Source organism: Acinetobacter sp. AOR14_HL (genome assembly GCF_027855175.1).
Lineage (GTDB): Bacteria > Pseudomonadota > Gammaproteobacteria > Pseudomonadales > Moraxellaceae > Acinetobacter > Acinetobacter calcoaceticus.
The window spans coordinates 208824-226087 of the sequence record NZ_JAKTII010000006.1 but is presented as its reverse complement, the minus strand read 5'-3'; the positions used below and the strand labels follow the sequence as shown (position 1 = coordinate 226087).

Annotated in this window: 8 protein-coding genes; 5 read left to right on the top strand and 3 right to left on the bottom strand. The window is 39.9% G+C overall.

The annotated features are described in order from the left end of the window. Window positions 1–48: 48 nt before the first annotated feature. On the bottom strand, window positions 49–1434 hold the full coding sequence (locus tag MKL38_RS07930; protein WP_045434717.1) for an MFS transporter: 1386 nt from the start codon (window positions 1432–1434) through the stop codon (window positions 49–51). Between the two features lie 172 nt (window positions 1435–1606). Next, on the bottom strand, window positions 1607–2551 hold the full coding sequence (locus MKL38_RS07925; RefSeq protein ID WP_003653186.1) for a dihydrodipicolinate synthase family protein: 945 nt from the start codon (window positions 2549–2551) through the stop codon (window positions 1607–1609). A 185-nt stretch (window positions 2552–2736) separates the two neighbouring features. On the opposite strand from MKL38_RS07925, the gene MKL38_RS07920 reads away from it, so the two are divergent. Further along, a complete protein-coding gene (locus MKL38_RS07920; protein ID WP_270903000.1) occupies window positions 2737–3627 on the top strand; it encodes a LysR family transcriptional regulator in 891 nt (296 codons plus the stop codon). A 132-nt stretch (window positions 3628–3759) separates the two neighbouring features. Here MKL38_RS07920 and MKL38_RS07915 read toward each other — a convergent pair whose 3' ends face one another. Beyond that, complete coding sequence (locus MKL38_RS07915) at window positions 3760–4362, bottom strand: TetR/AcrR family transcriptional regulator (RefSeq protein ID WP_056478401.1); 603 nt, start codon at window positions 4360–4362, stop codon at window positions 3760–3762. A gap of 97 nt (window positions 4363–4459) precedes the next feature. Here MKL38_RS07915 and MKL38_RS07910 point away from each other — a divergent pair, with 97 nt between their 5' ends. The 4 genes from MKL38_RS07910 (at window position 4460) to MKL38_RS07895 (ending at window position 17224) form a co-directional block, all read left to right on the top strand. Further along, window positions 4460–5878, top strand: coding sequence for an efflux transporter outer membrane subunit (locus MKL38_RS07910; protein ID WP_270902999.1), 1419 nt, complete (start codon window positions 4460–4462; stop codon window positions 5876–5878). Between the two features lie 11 nt (window positions 5879–5889). Continuing rightward, window positions 5890–7044, top strand: a complete 1155-nt coding sequence (locus tag MKL38_RS07905) for an efflux RND transporter periplasmic adaptor subunit (protein WP_270902998.1) — start codon at window positions 5890–5892, stop codon at window positions 7042–7044. Further along, the gene (locus MKL38_RS07900) at window positions 7044–10076 is read left to right on the top strand and encodes an efflux RND transporter permease subunit (protein WP_270902997.1); all 3033 of its coding nucleotides are present in this window, start codon (window positions 7044–7046) and stop codon (window positions 10074–10076) included. The genes MKL38_RS07905 and MKL38_RS07900 overlap by 1 nt, the downstream gene beginning before the upstream one ends. A gap of 521 nt (window positions 10077–10597) precedes the next feature. Then, window positions 10598–17224: a carboxypeptidase regulatory-like domain-containing protein gene (locus MKL38_RS07895; RefSeq protein WP_270902996.1), complete on the top strand. Its 6627-nt coding sequence runs from the start codon at window positions 10598–10600 to the stop codon at window positions 17222–17224. Window positions 17225–17264: the final 40 nt, after the last annotated feature.

The window sequence follows — 17264 nt, the reverse complement described above, 5'->3', positions numbered from 1 at the left end:
CCTTTGCCTAACGCTGAGGTTAGGCAAGCTTTTTATGAAATGGATGAATTAAGGAGAGAGTTTTTCGAGCACTTGGCCTTTGGTTTCAATGGCAAACAAGAAGGTCACAAGGCCACCAATGAGCGCCACGACAGCAAGCACACTAAACACATATTGAATGCCATAGCCACCGACCACCAGACCGACCATAACAGGTCCAATTGCAGAACCGGCACGTAACCAAGCGGTACTAAAACCAATGCCCATCGCACGTAGGCGAGTAGGGTAAAGTTCGGCAGCGTAAAGGTATAAAGAGAATGAAATGGTTTGCAAAATGGCATAGCTCAGCGTTGCCAAAATCACAACTTCCATCGCCGATTTTGCGCCTAAAATTGAAAGGCTCATGAGTGGAATGATCGCTAAGAAAAAAGCTGCACTGTACCAAGGACGGCGGCCGACTTTATCAATCATTAACGCACAGATAATAGAGGCAATCACACCCACGCCCGAGGTAATCCAGCCATAACCCAAACTGGTTTGAAGCGACAGACCAAAGTGTTGTTTGTACAGAGATGGCAGCCAAGTCACCATGGCATTGTTAATCATATAGACGCAAAACCACATGCCCCACAGGGTAAAGGTACGTTTGCGGTAAATGCCTTGGAACAGCTCACGCCAGTCGGTTTTTGCCATGGCTTGCGGGTTAATGTCTTTAACCACAGGTTCAGGCAAAGTTTTACCGCTTTTAATCGCACCATCTTCAAAGCTTTTGACAACTTTATCGGCTTCTTTAAAACGGCCTTTTGAAGCAAGCCAACGTGGTGACTCAGGCAAGAAAAACCGTAAAGGAATCACCAGTAAAGATGGAACGAGGCCCACAATAAACATGACTTTCCAGCCATAAATTGGCATCAGGAAAAATGCTGCCATGCCTGCAAACATAAGGCCCATCGGGAATAAAACTTCATAGAGTAAGAAAAACTTACCGCGCTTTTCTGCACCAATAAACTCGTTAATATAGGCACTGGCAACAGGTACTTCACCACCTGTTCCAATACCTTGTAAGAAACGGAAAATTAACAGTGACATTCCGCTCCACGCAAACAGACAAGAAATGTCCATTGCCACAAACAGTAAAATGGTAAAAGACAGTACTTTTAAACGACCGACTTTTTCGGCAAGTGAACCAAAAAAGATGGCACCGACCAGTTGCCCGACATAGCCCGCAGCAATGATCGCACCGACATAGGCAGGGGTCAGGTGCCATTCGGTAATGAGTTGGGGTAAAGCAAAGGCAATGGCGAGAACAGTATAAGCGTCAAAAAAGGTCGCTATACCAATGGTAATTCGCATAAATTGCAATCGACCAGTCACAGGAAGCCGTTCGAGTCTTGCAATAATTTCCGCATTTTTTTGATGATGACTAATTGGTTCTACATCCGCTAGATTTGTCATCTTCTATCTCCTTATGACTACATTCCTCGTAGTTTTTTTGTTCTATTTCGCACTACCTGTTCACCACAGTTTGCATGCTTTTTATTATTATTTTTAAGTGACATGCCCGATGTTTGGCCTCAGGCAGCGTACAGGAAAAAAAGGCTAGCGTACATGCTAGCCCGAATAGAATTTAAGCAACGGCTTGGGTTAAATCGACCTTGCCAATTCCGGCTTGACGCATCGCATCATGAATTTCTTGCTCAGCACCATCTGCGAGTGGAAGCAATGGCGAACGCACAGTGGCGTGGTCCAAAATTCCGCGAGCAACCAATGCATGTTTAAGCGCTACCGTGCCTTCCATGTGTGAACCGCGGTGATAGACATTGCGAGTCACGGGTAAAAGTTGGTCGTGAAGTGCACGAGCTTTGGCGTAATCTTTGGCTTTACCTGCTTTAATCATTTCAATTAAAAGCTCAGGGGCAATGTTGCCATAGCCAACCAAAGCGCCGTCTACATCAAACATGGTGTGAAGCAAATATTCATCGTGACAAGTCAAAATCTGTAAGTCTGGACGTTCACGGCGAATAATCGGAATCTCAACATCCCAACGGCGCATGTTACGCACACCATTTTTCATGGCAAACACACCCGGCTGTGCAGAAATATCGAGTAGAGTTTCTAGGTCGTAAGTGGCCTTCGTGGCATCTGGATATTGAAATAAAATAGATGGCAAACCACTTTCTTCATAAATCGCTTTATAGCGGTCTTGTGGTGCGCCTTTTTGATAGCCAAAACGCAACCAACCATGTGAAGGATAAATTAAGCCTGCCGAAGCACCCGCGCTCACTGCACGTTTTGCTTCTTCTGCTGCAACCGAAGTACCTTCGAGTGTAATCCCTGCAATTACCGGAATTTTGTCATCTACCGATTTAACAAAGCTTTCGATGACTTGCATTTGTTCTTTCTGCGACAAGAATGTTCCTTCACCTGCATGCCCAAGAACAACCAAGCCTTTCACACCATCAATACTGCCTAACCATGAACCTAAACGTTGAATCGCATCATGGTCTACTTGTCCGTCACGGGTAAAAGGAGTCACAGGTGCTGGGGTTAATCCACGTAAATCTAAACTCATAATCGTACTTCCTATACAGTGTAATTAAATATTCTCTGGTTCTTAATCTGACTTAAATCGTGTTGTAGAGAACATGATTGGAGTATAGAAATAGGCGAGCTATGTAGGAATTACCAATTCTTGAATTTCAGTTATACTAAAAATGTATAGCTCAAAAGTGCTAGTTTACGATTTAGGAAGAATCGATGAATTATGATTTATGGAAAATATTTTTAGATGCGGTGGAACTCGGTAGTTTAAGCAAAGTTGCGATGCTACATAACACCAACCAACCGCAAATCAGTCGGCAAATGAACGAACTTGAAGCCCAATGTGGCGGTCGTTTGTTTAACCGAACTGGACGCGGCGTTGAGTTGACCGATTTAGGCCAGCATTTACTTCCAAAAATTCGTTCATGGCTAAACGTGACCGACCAACTCAATAATGAAATTTTGCACTCGACCGATACACCGATTGGGACGGTTCGTATTGCCAGTTTGCCATCTACAGCGCATCCGTTGTTATCGACTTTATATAAAGTGCTTCAACAAAAATATCCCTTAATTAAACTGTCGGTGCGTGAAGGGCAAGGGGTACATTTAGAAAAATGGCTTGAAGATGGCAGCGTCGATTTAGCCATACTCTATCGATTTAACCCGACGCCTAAACACGGTGATGTCTATCTTACCGAAGCCGATACCTATTTGGTGAGCTGTGAAGGAGATGTGCTCACTCAGGCAAATGAAGTCGAATTTAAAGCAATAAATCAGTTACCGCTGGTCACGTTTTGCAGGCCAAGTAACTGGCGAAACTTTTTAGACCACATGGCTTATGAAAATGGGGTAGAGCTTAATATTGTGTTTGAAGCCGACTCGATTAGTTTACAGACGCATTTGGTTTCCGAATCTGGTATTTACACCATGCTTGGGCCGCAAGCTTTAAAAAAGGCCAGCCAATACACCCAAATTCAAGCAGCAAAAATTATGAGTCCCGAGCTAAAGCGCTATATTTCTTTGTCTATTTCTAAGCATGGCTATTTAACGCCTGCTTGTAAGGCAGTGATGGAAGAAATTAAAAATCTGGCTCATTTGCTTTAAGCGGGTAATGATTTAGGTTTGAAAAATTAAAGTATATTGATAAATCTACAATTTTTTAAGTTATTGAAAAAGTGTTATAGCGAACTTCTTGGAGTGTAAGAAGTTCTACTAAGTCATTGTTAAAGTAATGTGTTATTTATAAATTTTGAAGAAAGTTTCTATTGCCCGTTCACTTGCTGCCTTAATCCATTCTTCTGTTAACGGAATGTCTAAACCAAAATATAAAATATCAACAAATTCAGCTTCTACTAAAGCTCTAAAGTGACATTCTGCTATTTCTGCATCTGCTTGTTTTAAATAGCCATCATCCATCGCTTTTTGCAAAATAGAGGCCATAAAAGCCTTGGCTCCTTGAGGCCCTCGTTCATAGAATTTTTTTCCTAAGTTATTCTGTCTACCGTCTGCGATCAGTAACCTTCTAATGGCTAAGCCATTTGTAGAATAGGCTGAACGAATCATGTTAGAAGCCAAAATAGTGAGATGATTTTTTAAATTATCGGGATTTTGCTCAAGTTTTAGCATTTCATCATTAAAATTGGCTTCTGCTTCACGTAGAAGTGTTTCAATAAATAATTCTGCTTTTGACGCAAAGTGACTATATAGCGTTGCTTTAGAAACCTGAGCGACATCTCGTATGGCATCCATGGTGGAGCTTTCATACCCATTTAATTGGAAAACTTGACTAGCGGCATCAAGGATGATGTTACGGGTTGCTTCACTCTTTACTTTTGCCATTAAGTTTTTTTCCTATAAAGCCAAGGGGGCTATTGTAAGTTTGACAATCAAATTTCGTCAAACTAAACTAAACCGTCTAGTTTAGTTGTGTTTTCGCATGAACCGCCAAATTTATTCATTGCTGTTGTATTCATCCATTCCTTTCATATTTGCTGGCTGTATGCATTATTCGTCTTATCAACCTCCCAAATCTCAGACTACAAGTGTCTGGTCACAAAATACCCCTAACTCAAATCATAAAGTTGATGACCTGACACAGTGGTGGTCGCAGTTTAATGATCCGGTTTTAGGGCAATTGATTGAAACAGCACAAGACAATAGCCCTAACTTGCTTAAAGCATGGGCCAAAATTGAACAGGCAAGGGCAACATTAACCACATCAAAGGCCAGTTTATTTCCTTCTTTGACTGGCAGTGCCTCCGCCAAAAGAGCGAAAGATGGCCAAGTTTCTAATCAGGGAACGGGCAGTTTAGATGCTTCATGGGAAATTGATTTATTTGGCAAGATTCGAAAACAGAATGAAGCCGCTCAGTCTCGTATCGAAGCCCGACAAGATGATTGGCATGATGCCCGCATTTCGCTTGCAGCAGAAGTGGCAGATGACTATGTGCAATATCGGTCCTGTGAATTATTGGTTGCGGTTTATCAGAATGAATTGCAATCGATGCAAAAAACTGAACAAGCAAATTCTCAAATGGTCAAAGCAGGGTTTACTGCACCCATGGATGGCGCCTTATCGCGTGCCAATCTTGCGAGTACCCAGATGAATCTTCTTAACCAACAGAAGCAATGTAATTTATTGGTAAAAACTCTGGTACAGGTCACGGGCATGCAAGAAACCGCATTACGCCCGTTACTCAATAGTGGAAAGTCGAAAAGCTTACCAAAGCCAGCTTTATTTAATGTTTCAGATGTTCCTGCACAGATGTTGCAACATCGCCCTGATATTGCCGCATTAGAACGTGAGGTTTATGCCACTTATGCAGAGATTGGCTCTGCTCAAGCTGATCGTTATCCGAGCCTTTCATTAACAGGGGTAATCAGCACAGTTTTAACGGGCGGAACATCGGCAGCTTCATGGTCATTTGGACCAGCTCTATCTTTACCCATTTTTGATGCAGGTCAGAAAAAAGCTGCGGTAGAAAGTGCCAAAGCCACCTATGTGTCTGCAATTGCAGATTATCAATCTGGGGTGAGATCGGCGGTGAGTGAAGTTGAGCAAGCCTTAGTACAGCTAAATTCGATTGCTGCCCAAGAGCAGGCATCAGAAAACTCTGTTCGAGAGTATGAAAATTACTTTAATGCGCTGCAATTAAGTTGGAAAGCGGGCAATACCAATTTACTGGATTTGGAGTCGGCACGACGTTCCTCACTTTCAGCACAAATGAGTCAAATTGAATTGCAAACCAGCCGCGTACAGCAATGGATTGCTTTGTACAAGGCAATGGGTGGCGGCTGGCAAAAAAATGCCGTCGTCACTCAACCCGAGACAAGTTTGAAAGACATTAATTTTTAAGGATTAGCATCATGAACAAAGCGATACGACTGAAAAAATGGACGATAATCGTCATTGTGATTATGTTGATTACAGTCGCAATATTTTTGCTATTCATTAAAAAACCAACACAAAATAAAAATAATGATTCTGTCCCGAGTGAGCAAAGTGTTTTATCCGTACAGGTAGTTTCTCCAAAAACTCAAATTTGGGAAAACACCATTAGTGCGACTGGCCCCATTGCGGCTTGGCAGGAAATAATCGTTAGCCCCGAGATTAGTGGATATAAAATTGCACAGCTCTATGTTGATGTGGGTGATCATGTAAAGAAAGGTCAGCTTTTGCTTAAACTGGCAGATGACAGTTTAAATGCCGATTTGCGTAAGCAACAAGCCAATCTTCGTCAAAATCAGGTCAGCCTGCAACAAGCAGTATCGAATTTGAAGCGCGCTAAAATTATTGGAGCGGGAGGCGCGTTATCTGATCAACAATTAGAAGAATATCGTATTAATCTAGAGTCAGCTCAAGCGAGTGTCGCTTCTGCACAAGCAGACGTAGATAGTACTCAATTAAAACGATCGCAAACCCAGATTTACGCCATAGATAATGGTGTGGTTTCTTCAAAGTCCGCCGTATTGGGGAATGTCGTCAGCTCGGGAACTGAGCTGTACCGTATGATTCGTCAGGGACGTCTGGAGTGGCGCCCTGAAGTGGATGCCAAGCAAATTGATTCAATTCAAATTGGTCAGAAAGTGAATCTTTCTTTATCCAATGGTCAGCAATTAAGTGGTGTGGTCCGAAGCATAGGTCCTGCTTTATCCAACAGCACTGGACGTTCTAGTCTCTATGTCAGTCTAAATTCTGGAAATGCGCATGTTGGTATGTTTGCCAATGGCAAAATTAGTGTAGGAAAAAGTGAGGCAAATACTATTCCTCAATCTGCACTCGTAATGCGAGATGGACGCTCATATATTTATCTGGTTGGTCAGGACCAACAGGTTAAAAGTGTAGTCGTAGAAACAGGACGACGTGTGGGGCAGGATGTTGAAATTCTATCAGCGCTGGCAAGCAATGCACACATCGTAGAGAAGGGCGGCGCATTTTTATCAGAAGGAGTCAAAGTTAAGATTTTATCTTCTGAAAAGTCTATTGAACATGGGTCACAACCACAAGTAGGAGCGCCATAATGAACGTTTCTGCTTGGTCAATTAAAAATCCAGTTCCCGCTATTTTACTCTTTTTCTTTTTAACGGTATTGGGTCTATTCGGCTTCTATCATCTGGGAGTACAAGATACGCCAGATATGGATTTACCCACCATTCAGATTTCAGCCAGCTTAGAGGGCGCGGCGCCAGAACAACTGGAAACTGAAGTGGCCAGAAAAATTGAAGATAAATTAACATCTTTAACCAAATTGGATCACATCACGACCATGATTTCGGATGGTCAGGCAACGATTTCAGTGAGTTTTGAGCTGGAAAAAGATGGTGAAGAGGCGCTTTCGGAAGTTCGTAATGCTGTAGATAGTGTACGCGCAGAATTGCCTAGCAGCATGAATGATCCCACAATTTCCAAAGTAAATATCTCAAATTCAGCCTTACTCACCTATACCATTGAATCTGATAGTTACGATGCCAAAGATTTATCTTGGTTTGTTGATAATGATGTGACCAAAGCACTCATGGCTGTTAAAGGTGTAAATACCATTAGCCGCGTTGGGGGACTTGACCGTGAAGTGCAGATTGAGCTTGACCCTAGCCTGATGGCAGGAATGGGAGTCATGCCTTCTGATGTATCGACTCAACTCAAAGCAATGCAACAAGATGCATCTGGTGGTCAGGGACGTATTGGTGGAGAGCGCCAGTCGGTTAGAACTTTGGCAACGGTTAACCATGTTGCAGATGTGGGGGCAATTAGCATCCCATTGTCCAATGGAAGTTATGTCAGGCTCGATGAAATTGCGACGATTAAAGACAGTTATTCAGATCTGACCTCAAGAGCTTATCAAAATGGTAAAGCTACGGTTGGCTTCCAGATTAAACGATCTAAAGGTTTTTCTGATGTGAGTGTGGTTGATGGGGCAAGAGCCGCCATTAGCAAATTTCAAAAAGAACACCCTGAAGTAAAGATTAAAGAAGCAAGTAATACAGTTGACCCGATTAAAGATAATTATCAGGGTTCAATGGACATGCTTTATGAAGGCGCATTTCTTGCAATTGTGGTGGTTTGGCTATTTTTAAAAAACTGGCGAACAACGTTAATTTCTGCGGTTGCTTTACCTTTATCGATTATTCCTGCCTTTGGGGTCATGTATTTACTAGATTATTCCTTAAACATGATTACCTTATTGGCATTATCTCTTGTGGTCGGCATTTTAGTAGATGATGCGATTGTTGAGGTTGAAAATGTTGAAAGGCATTTGCGGCAAGGTAAAACTCCCTATGACGCAGCAATGGAAGCCACAGATGAAATTGGGTTAGCGGTTATTGCTACAACTTTGACCTTAGTGGCAATTTTCTTACCTACAGCATTTATGGGCGGGATATCAGGTTTGTTTTTTAAACAATTTGGTATTACTGCATCGGTCGCCATTTTAGCTTCGCTATTAGTTGCTCGTTTACTTACCCCAATGATGGCAGCTTATCTTTTAAAGCCTCCTCGTGAACAGAATCAAGACGAAGAAAAAGATGGGCGAGTGATGTCCACCTATAAATCACTCGTTCATTGGACCTTAGGGCACCGTAAGACAACCATGTTACTGGCGACAGGCTTCTTTTTATTGACTGTAGTTGTGGGTTTACAAAATTCTGTTTCTTTTCTGCCTGCCCAAGACAAATCGCAATCTAGTGTCAAATTGGAATTACAGCCTGGTTCAACCTTGAATGAAACCAATGCTGCCGCACAACAGGCCGATGTGATTATTCGAAAGTTGCCGGAAGTCAAAGATGTATTTATGTCAGTCGGCGGTGATGATGTCACCAGTGCAACTTTAACAGTAGATTTGGTCGCACGTGATGAGCGAGAGCTTAAGCAGGTGGCTGTAGAGCAGAAAATTCGAGAAAAGTTAAAAGCACTTTCAGGCGTACGAGTGACTGTAGGGGGCGGTAATAGTGGTGAAAAACTCGAATTAACATTAGCCAGTGATAACCCTGATTTATTAACACAGACTGCTCACAATGTGGAAAATCAGTTAAGAACATTAAAGGGAATTGGCAACGTCAGTTCGGATGCTGCAATTGAGCAGCCTGAAATTCAGATCCATCCTGATAAAGCATTAGCCGCTTCATTTGGCGTAACCTCAGAAGCCTTGGCAGATACTATACGCTATGCAACCTATGGAGGATATTCATCAGGTTTACCTAAACTGAATTTGTCCCAGCGTCAGGTTGCCATGCGAGTACGTATGAATCCGGAGCTACGTCATGATCTTGATAGCATTGCGAACTTACGAGTCAAAGGAACAAATGGAACTGTGGCATTAGGTAGCGTTGCAAAAATTGACATTGCCAGTGGTCCTTCACAGATTAACCGTATTGATCGCTTGCGTAATATTACTTTATCCGTAGAGCTCAATGGTCTGGCAACAGGTGAAGTGCAAAATGAGGCAATGAAACTGTCTTCACTTAAGACTTTACCGCAAGGGGTAAAATTAGTTGAGCAAGGTGAAACGCAACGTATGAGTGAAATGCTGCAAGGTTTTGGTCTTGCTTTCTTTATCGGAATTGTTTGTGTTTATGCTGTTCTGGTGTTGTTATTTCATGACTTCATGCAACCCGTTACGATTCTTTCAGCGTTGCCTTTAGCGTTAGGTGGTGCATTTGTTTCACTCTACATTTTTGGTTTGCCTTATTCTATGCCTGTTGTCATTGGTATTTTAATGCTAATGGGGATTGTGACCAAAAACTCAATTTTGTTAGTGGATTACGCCATTATTGCCCGACGGGAAAAGAATTGTTCTCGTTTTGAAGCAGTCATGGATGCTTGTTCTAAACGTGCTCGTCCAATCATTATGACAACTTTAGCCATGGGGATGGGAATGATGCCTAATGCTTTAGGGTTAGGTGCTGAACCAAGTTTTAGACAACCAACGGCTATTGTGGTGATTGGTGGCTTGTTAACATCGACTGTATTAAGTCTATTGGTTGTACCTGTGGTCTTTACCTACATTGATGATTTATTGATGTGGTTTAGAAGAAAAATTGTAGCCTTAAAAAATTAACTATTAATGCTTAATCTCTATTAAATCTTTTTCAAACTTTTGTTAAAGGTTTAGTAGAGAATGAATCATTTATTGGTTTTAAATCATAAAAAAAAATGATTGTTAATAAATCTTAGTCCAGTACTATCCAATTATTTTTTAAATTATAAATTATTTAAGAAAAGAAAACTTAATGTCTATATTTTGCTCAATATTATAAGTTTTATTCTATTTGAGATGGACCTTTACAGTGGGAAAAAGTAAATAATAGAGCCTAAATCTTTATTAATAGAAGATAAATTTATTGCAAAACAATAAATGAAACCATTAATTAAATCTGGGTTGGCAAGAAAAGAAACTTAAAGACAAAGATTGATGAAAGATCCATTAGTCAAATAACTATTTTAAAGAATTTAGATATATAAACTAGTTTGTAATTTCAACTTATATATTGTTAATTATTGTTTATTAATAAAAAATACAATAAAATTAACAACTTAAAATATTATTCTTAAATAAAACTTAAATATTGTGGGGTTGGAATGTCATTAAAAGTTTGGCAGAAAATATTATTGGGGGTGGGGGTTGTTGTTGGAGTAAATCAAAACTCTTCTGCAACAGAACAGCAAGGAATAACTTGGTTGAAATCCTCAAGTGATTCTCAAATAGCGACTTCATTACAAGCTATATATGAAAAAGAGGTTACTTTAGGACTATATGGGCAATCAATTGATAATATTGATATTGATGATTTTTTAAATGATGAACAAAGTACGGAGGCTTTAGTTAGAGTTGCTATTCTACTGAAGAGTCAACAAAAACCTACTGATGAGATTATTAATAAAATCTTAAGTTATCAAAATAAAGATGGTGGTTTCGGGCATTTAATGGATTGGCAAAGTAATCCTTTAGATACAGCATGGGTCTTACTCGCTCTTAAGCAGATCAATTTTTCAGATACTACGATAATATCTAAAACTTTGGATTATTTAGCGAGCCAACAAAGAACGACTGGTGCTTTTCAGGTTATTTCTTTAGATGAGTATTATGTTTCAGCTTATGCTTTGACTGCTTTAACCGAATATTTAAAGGTTTATCCTCAATATAATGGAATCGCTTTAAAAACAGTTGATTATCTGGAATCTAAGCAAATTAGTGCAGGCAAATGGGCTGAAAATGCAGATCAACTTTTTATTGATGCCCTATTAAATGAAGCTTTACATCCTTATCGAGGTGTAAATAGTCCGGCACGTTCTGCTTTTAAAACAGAAGTATTTGAAAAACAAAAAACAGATGGAAGTTGGAATGAAGATGCTTATACCACTTCGATTATTTTACGTTCGTTAAAAGCACAATCTACTCCACCTATCAACCCCGTTACTTCTACAATTAGCTTTAGTGTAATTGATGCTGAAACTAAAGCTAATATTTCTGATGCAACAATTAGTAGTGCAGTAGATAGTGCATCTGCTTTAACTGTTAAAAGTAAAGATGATGGAAGTGTTTTATTTACAGATGTTAAGGCGGGTAACTATAGCTTTACAGTAAGCAAAGATGGCTTTAGTTCACTGACGTTTCAAGTGACTTTAAGACAGGGTGAAAGTTTAAATTTAGGACAAATTGAACTGACACGAAAAGCAAATGTTACGAGTGCAGCAGTTCAAGGTCGTGTGACGGATAAAACCACGGGTCAACCTGTTGTTGGGGCTGTAATTAAACTTATCAGTGGAAGCAATACACTGACTGCTACTACGAATGTAGAAGGTCGTTATCAGCTCACTTTAGCACAACCTGCTGCATTTACATTAAATGTAGCAGCAAATGGTTATATAGGTGTTAGTGGTTCAGGTACTGCAACTGCAGGAGGCACATTTGATTTTTCTCCTCAGTTAATTTCTGAAAAAGATTACATTGGGAGTGTAACAGGAAAAATAACAGATAGTGCTGGAACACCTCTTTCTGATGTATCTGTTTTAAAAAATGGTGTGATCGTTGGTCAAACAGATGCTAGTGGTCAGTTTCTACTCGATAAGATCTCGGCTGGTAGCTTTAATCTAACTTTTGAAAAAACAAATTATCAAGGTCCAAGTGTAAATATTAACTTGCCAGCTGGGCAAACAACCAATATAGGTACAGTTCAGCTTTTTGCTAAAGACCCTAGCAATCCTAATCAAACTGATCCAGCATTATCGACAGGTAAGTTTGAGATTACAGTGATCAATGCAAATGGGACTATTATTCAAAACCCAACCATCCTTGCTGAAAAACTGGATAGTAATAATCAGGTAATACAGAGACAAAGTTTTAATCCACCAGAAGATGCAAGCAATAATAAACTTTTGGCAGAGTTGACGGCAGGACGTTGGCGTTTAACCGCACAACATCCAAGTTATCAAAATAGTACAGGGACTATTTTCACTTTAACGGCAAATCAAACTCAGCAAGTACAACTTAAGCTAACCTTGCTTGCTTATGAGTTAAAAGGCACGGTGGTTGATTCCCAAACAAATAAAGCCATTTCAAATGCAAATATTACTGTCTACCGCCAAGATAATAATCAACAGTTATATACAGGCAAGACTGATGTATCTGGGAGTTTTAGTGCAAAAAATTTAAATACAGATTTAATCAAGATAAAGGTGGATTCAACACCACACTTAAGTACAACCCGTTTCTTTGATAAACAATATGTTGAGGGAGTAACAGCGAATTTAGGAGAAATTCGTCTACGTCCATTATCTGCGGATACTAGTATGCCTGATCTAAAAGTTACGGCAACGAACGTAACTGGTTTAAGTACAGATCAACAAAGTCTTGAGATAACAGGAACTCTAAAAGCGACGATTACTAATGTAGGGAATAGAGTATTTACCAAAACACAGAATGTAGAAATTCTTACTTTTGCAGATACTAACAATAATCGAATTTTTGATGAGGGTGAGATTGTACTAGGTAGAACTGAACTACCAAAAGGATTGGATATACAAGAAGGTGTGGAAGTCAGTTTACAAATTGAAGGTAAATCCCTGTTTCGTGATGCACCAGTTGGTGTATGGGTAGATAGTTCTAAGCAAGTTGCAGAAAGGGACGAAAGTAACAATATTCGTTTAACTAATGAAGCTGTAGAGATTAGACCTAAACAAGGGACATTGGATGCGGAAGTAGTATGGCAACATTCAGCATCGACAGATTCTAGCCCAACAGTTGCACCTTTAGAAGATACAAATGGTGATGGGGTTATAGGGGCAGGAGATATTGCAACTATTTTATATAGAACTGGTGGTCAATATCGTGCAATAAATGGAAAAAATGGGAGCTTAAAGTTTACTTTAGCAGGTACTGGTTCACAGGAAGTAGCCGCAATCGCGGATTTGGATAGAGATGGTATTCCTGAAATTATTGTAAAAAATGGTACAAAATTAACAATTTATAATAATAAGGGGCAAGTTAAAAAAGAGTTTAATACACCTAGTCTAACAGCAAGTGGTTGGTCATCTGATGCTTATCACCCGAATATTGTAGATCTGGATGCAGATGGTATACCTGAAATTGTCATTAATAATAAAGTCTTTAATTATGAAAAAGGTTTAATTTTAGATAACTTAGCATCCGGACAAACACAAGCAAATGCTGATATTAATGGTGATAGCTATCCAGAAATTATTGGTTTGCAAGGTGTAACTGATCGTCAAGGAAATTTACTATATCGTTTTAGAAATAAAACAGGATCACAAATTACACTTAAGTTTTTAGCTGTAGGTGATGTCTTAGGGAGTTCAAAACCCCAGATCATTGGTGTATATAGCAATCTAATTTACATTTTTGATGCGCAAACTGGCCTTGAGATTGCATCTTATAATGCTCCAAGTAGTGCCGGTGGATCTCCTGTTATTGCCGATTTTGATGGTGATGGGGTGGCTGATATTGGGCTTGCTAGAACATATAATTATGTCGCTTTACGTGGCGATGGTAGTGTGATTTGGTCTACTCCCATCATAGATGGTTCAGGTGGAACAGGGTCAACAATTTTTGATTTCGACAACGATGGAAAACTAGAAGCAGTTCATTTTGATGAGCAAAATATTCGTGTCTATGATGCCGCAACGGGTATAGAACGAATTAAAATACCTAATTATACTCTAACTGCGCATGAGTACCCTGTTGTTGTAGACGCCGATGCTGATGGGCATGCTGATATTATTTTAGGAGCAAATAGTCAAGGCATTCGCATGATTTCAGGGAAGAATCGAGACTGGGCCAACACCCGTAATATCTGGAACCAGTACAGTTACCATGTCACCAACATCAATGATGACCTCACTGTGCCAATACATGAGGTGAATAGTTGGGAAGCACACAATACCTATCGTGCCAATCTATTACTTGACCAAAATGCCACAGCAGCAGCCGATCCAACCGCCTCTTATATCCAAGTAAATGACCAGGGCGGTTTAAATAAAGCAGATTTTACTGTTCGTGTGGGTAACGCGGGGGGCAAACGTATTGCTAAAGGTTTACCTGTAAGTTTCTACCGTATTACAGCTCAACAAGCTGCCAATGGCGAAAAAGGCACTTTACTGGGAACTGTGCTCACTACCAAGGGACTGAATGGCGGTGAATATGAAGATGTGACTTATAGCTATGCAGGCAATTTGGCTGACTTTGGTGAGATTGTTATTGTTACCAATGATGTTGGTCAAAGCAACGCGGTTAAGATTCAGGAATATAGCGAAACCAATAACATAGCGCGATTAAGCGTAACGGGTGGATATGAATCATTAGGCCTAACAGCAAGCTTAGATAAGGCTTCTTATCAGGCCAGTGAGAATGTGCAAATTACTGCCAATGTGAGCAATTTGGGTAGCTTTGCTAGTGGTGCAACCGTACGACACAGTATTTATGATGATGCCAACAATTTAATTGTGACTTTACCAAGTTATGACGTAAGTCTTTCGGCAGCCCATCAAACCAATGATAGTCAAAGTCAAGTTTTGCCTTGGTCATTGGTTGGTATTTATAGTGGACAATATCGAATTCAGACAGATCTTATTAAACAGGGTAGCGTGATTGCGACAGCCAATAATACTCTGACTGTACAAAGTTCAGCATCGACGAATGGTTTAACTGATACCCGTATTCGGACGGATAAACAACAATACCCTGTGAATGGGTTGGTCATGTTAGAGATGCAGTTACAAAACACATCAAGCAATGACCTTGGGGGAGCTGCAACTGTCCTTACAGAAGTTCTGGATAGTATGGGGCAAGTAATTTTTAGCCAGACAGCAAACTACCCACAACTTGCTGCCAATGCCTTAAAACAAGAACAATACTCGTTACAACTTTCAAATGCTAAAGCAGGTACTTATACAGTTCGTTCTACGACTACATCTGGGCAGCAAAGCTATACTCGTCAAACTAGCTTTAGTGTTCTCAATTCAACCCAAACTGGTTTAGGGTTGGTAGGGGCATTAAGTGCAACACCAAATGAGGTGCCTATAGGTGATACAGTATTATTAAATCTTCAAGTTCAAAACACAGGTAGTGAAGTTTGGTCAAACTTACCATTGAATATTCGTTTATTTAAAAATGATGATTTAGATGCGATTGCAACACTAAGTACTACTGTAAACCAACTTGCTCAGGCACAGACTTATCAACAAAGTCTTGGTTGGAAAACCCTAGGACAAAATGGTGACCGCATTATGGCGGCATTAACCTATATTGCGGGTTCAGGACAGGAAAAACCACTTGCTCAAGCCAGCTTTAAGCTAATCCAAATACCTGTAGAAGTTGAATTGCCAGATTATAAGCAGGTTAAGAACCAGCTTTTGGTTTATTACAATTGCCATGCTGGATGGCATAAGTCTGTGACTAATTGGGAATTTGGTAAATTTAAATATGCTTGTTTTAGTGAGCGTGAGAATACGCTTAAGCGCTATCTCAATGAAATTAAATTAGAAACAGGTTTAAATTATAAGATTACTTATGACCCAACAGAATTTAAAAAACTGATGCGCAGTGGGCGTTTTAATAACTACTGGATATTAGGGGCTGTTGAAAAGTTTCAAATTAGCACGAATGATGAGCTCCGAGAGTTAAGTTTTAATGGTGAGTCTGTTTTATTCGATAAAGGACTTTTGAATTGGACGAATTATGAACTCCTTGATCTTGTCGATATTCGCTATCGTGGACATCTTTTGCTTTCTAAAGGCGACATGAAAGTTCACGAGCCTGTCTACCCAACAGCTTTAGCTGCTCTCACCCCAACAGATGATAGTGTTTTAGCATGGGATTTGGGGAAAAATGCAAAGATCACTGCCGATTATGATGGCGGTTATTGTAAAGGTTTTGATAAAGACTGGATTAAAAATATTGAAGCGAATGTGAATTCGAAATTTTACATTTGTAATGCTCAAGTCAAATATCCAGCAATTGTGACTGCAGATTATGGTGACAGTAAACCGTTAGCATTGTCATTTGATCTACTCAAAAGTTTAATCACAGATGGCTCGACATCGACGAACAAACAACAAGCTTGGAAAAACCTACTTAAACAAAGTTTAAGCTATCAACAAGTTGATGCTACCAAACGTTTGAGTTATGCGCCGAAAGAACCTGTATATTTGAATGTTAAGCTGAACAGTAATCAAGATACCCAAGCGACAATTGTGGTGCAATTACCACAAGATGCACAATGGCTAGGTTCCGGTACAGTGAATAATAACCAAATAAAATTCACAGTACCGTTGAGTGCTATGACTACGCAAAATATTACTTTACCAATAGTGCTACCAACAAATTCTGGAACACATGTAATTAAAGTAAATGTCTATAACGGTACAGATATTGGTGCTACTGCATTAAATAGTAGGGAATATCGCTTCCTTGTGCGCGGAGTAAACGAGCGAATCGCTTTACTTGATCAACAAATTGGTAAATGGCGTACTGAAGTAAGTAATTGGGGACAGATTGCTAAAATTAAGGCGTTATTGACAGTAGGTAAACTGAAGACATCGCAACGATCATATGACCATGCAATTGCACACTATGCCGAAGCTGGAGGTGCCATGGATCGTTTAAATAATATTGATTTCAGAGCTGCGCGAAAAGAGTTGGATGAACTCATTCGTACCTTACAAATTCAGTGGTATCAAAACAATCAATAGATTTTATAGGGGAGTAAGTGGTATGTGCTTTTAGCCATAT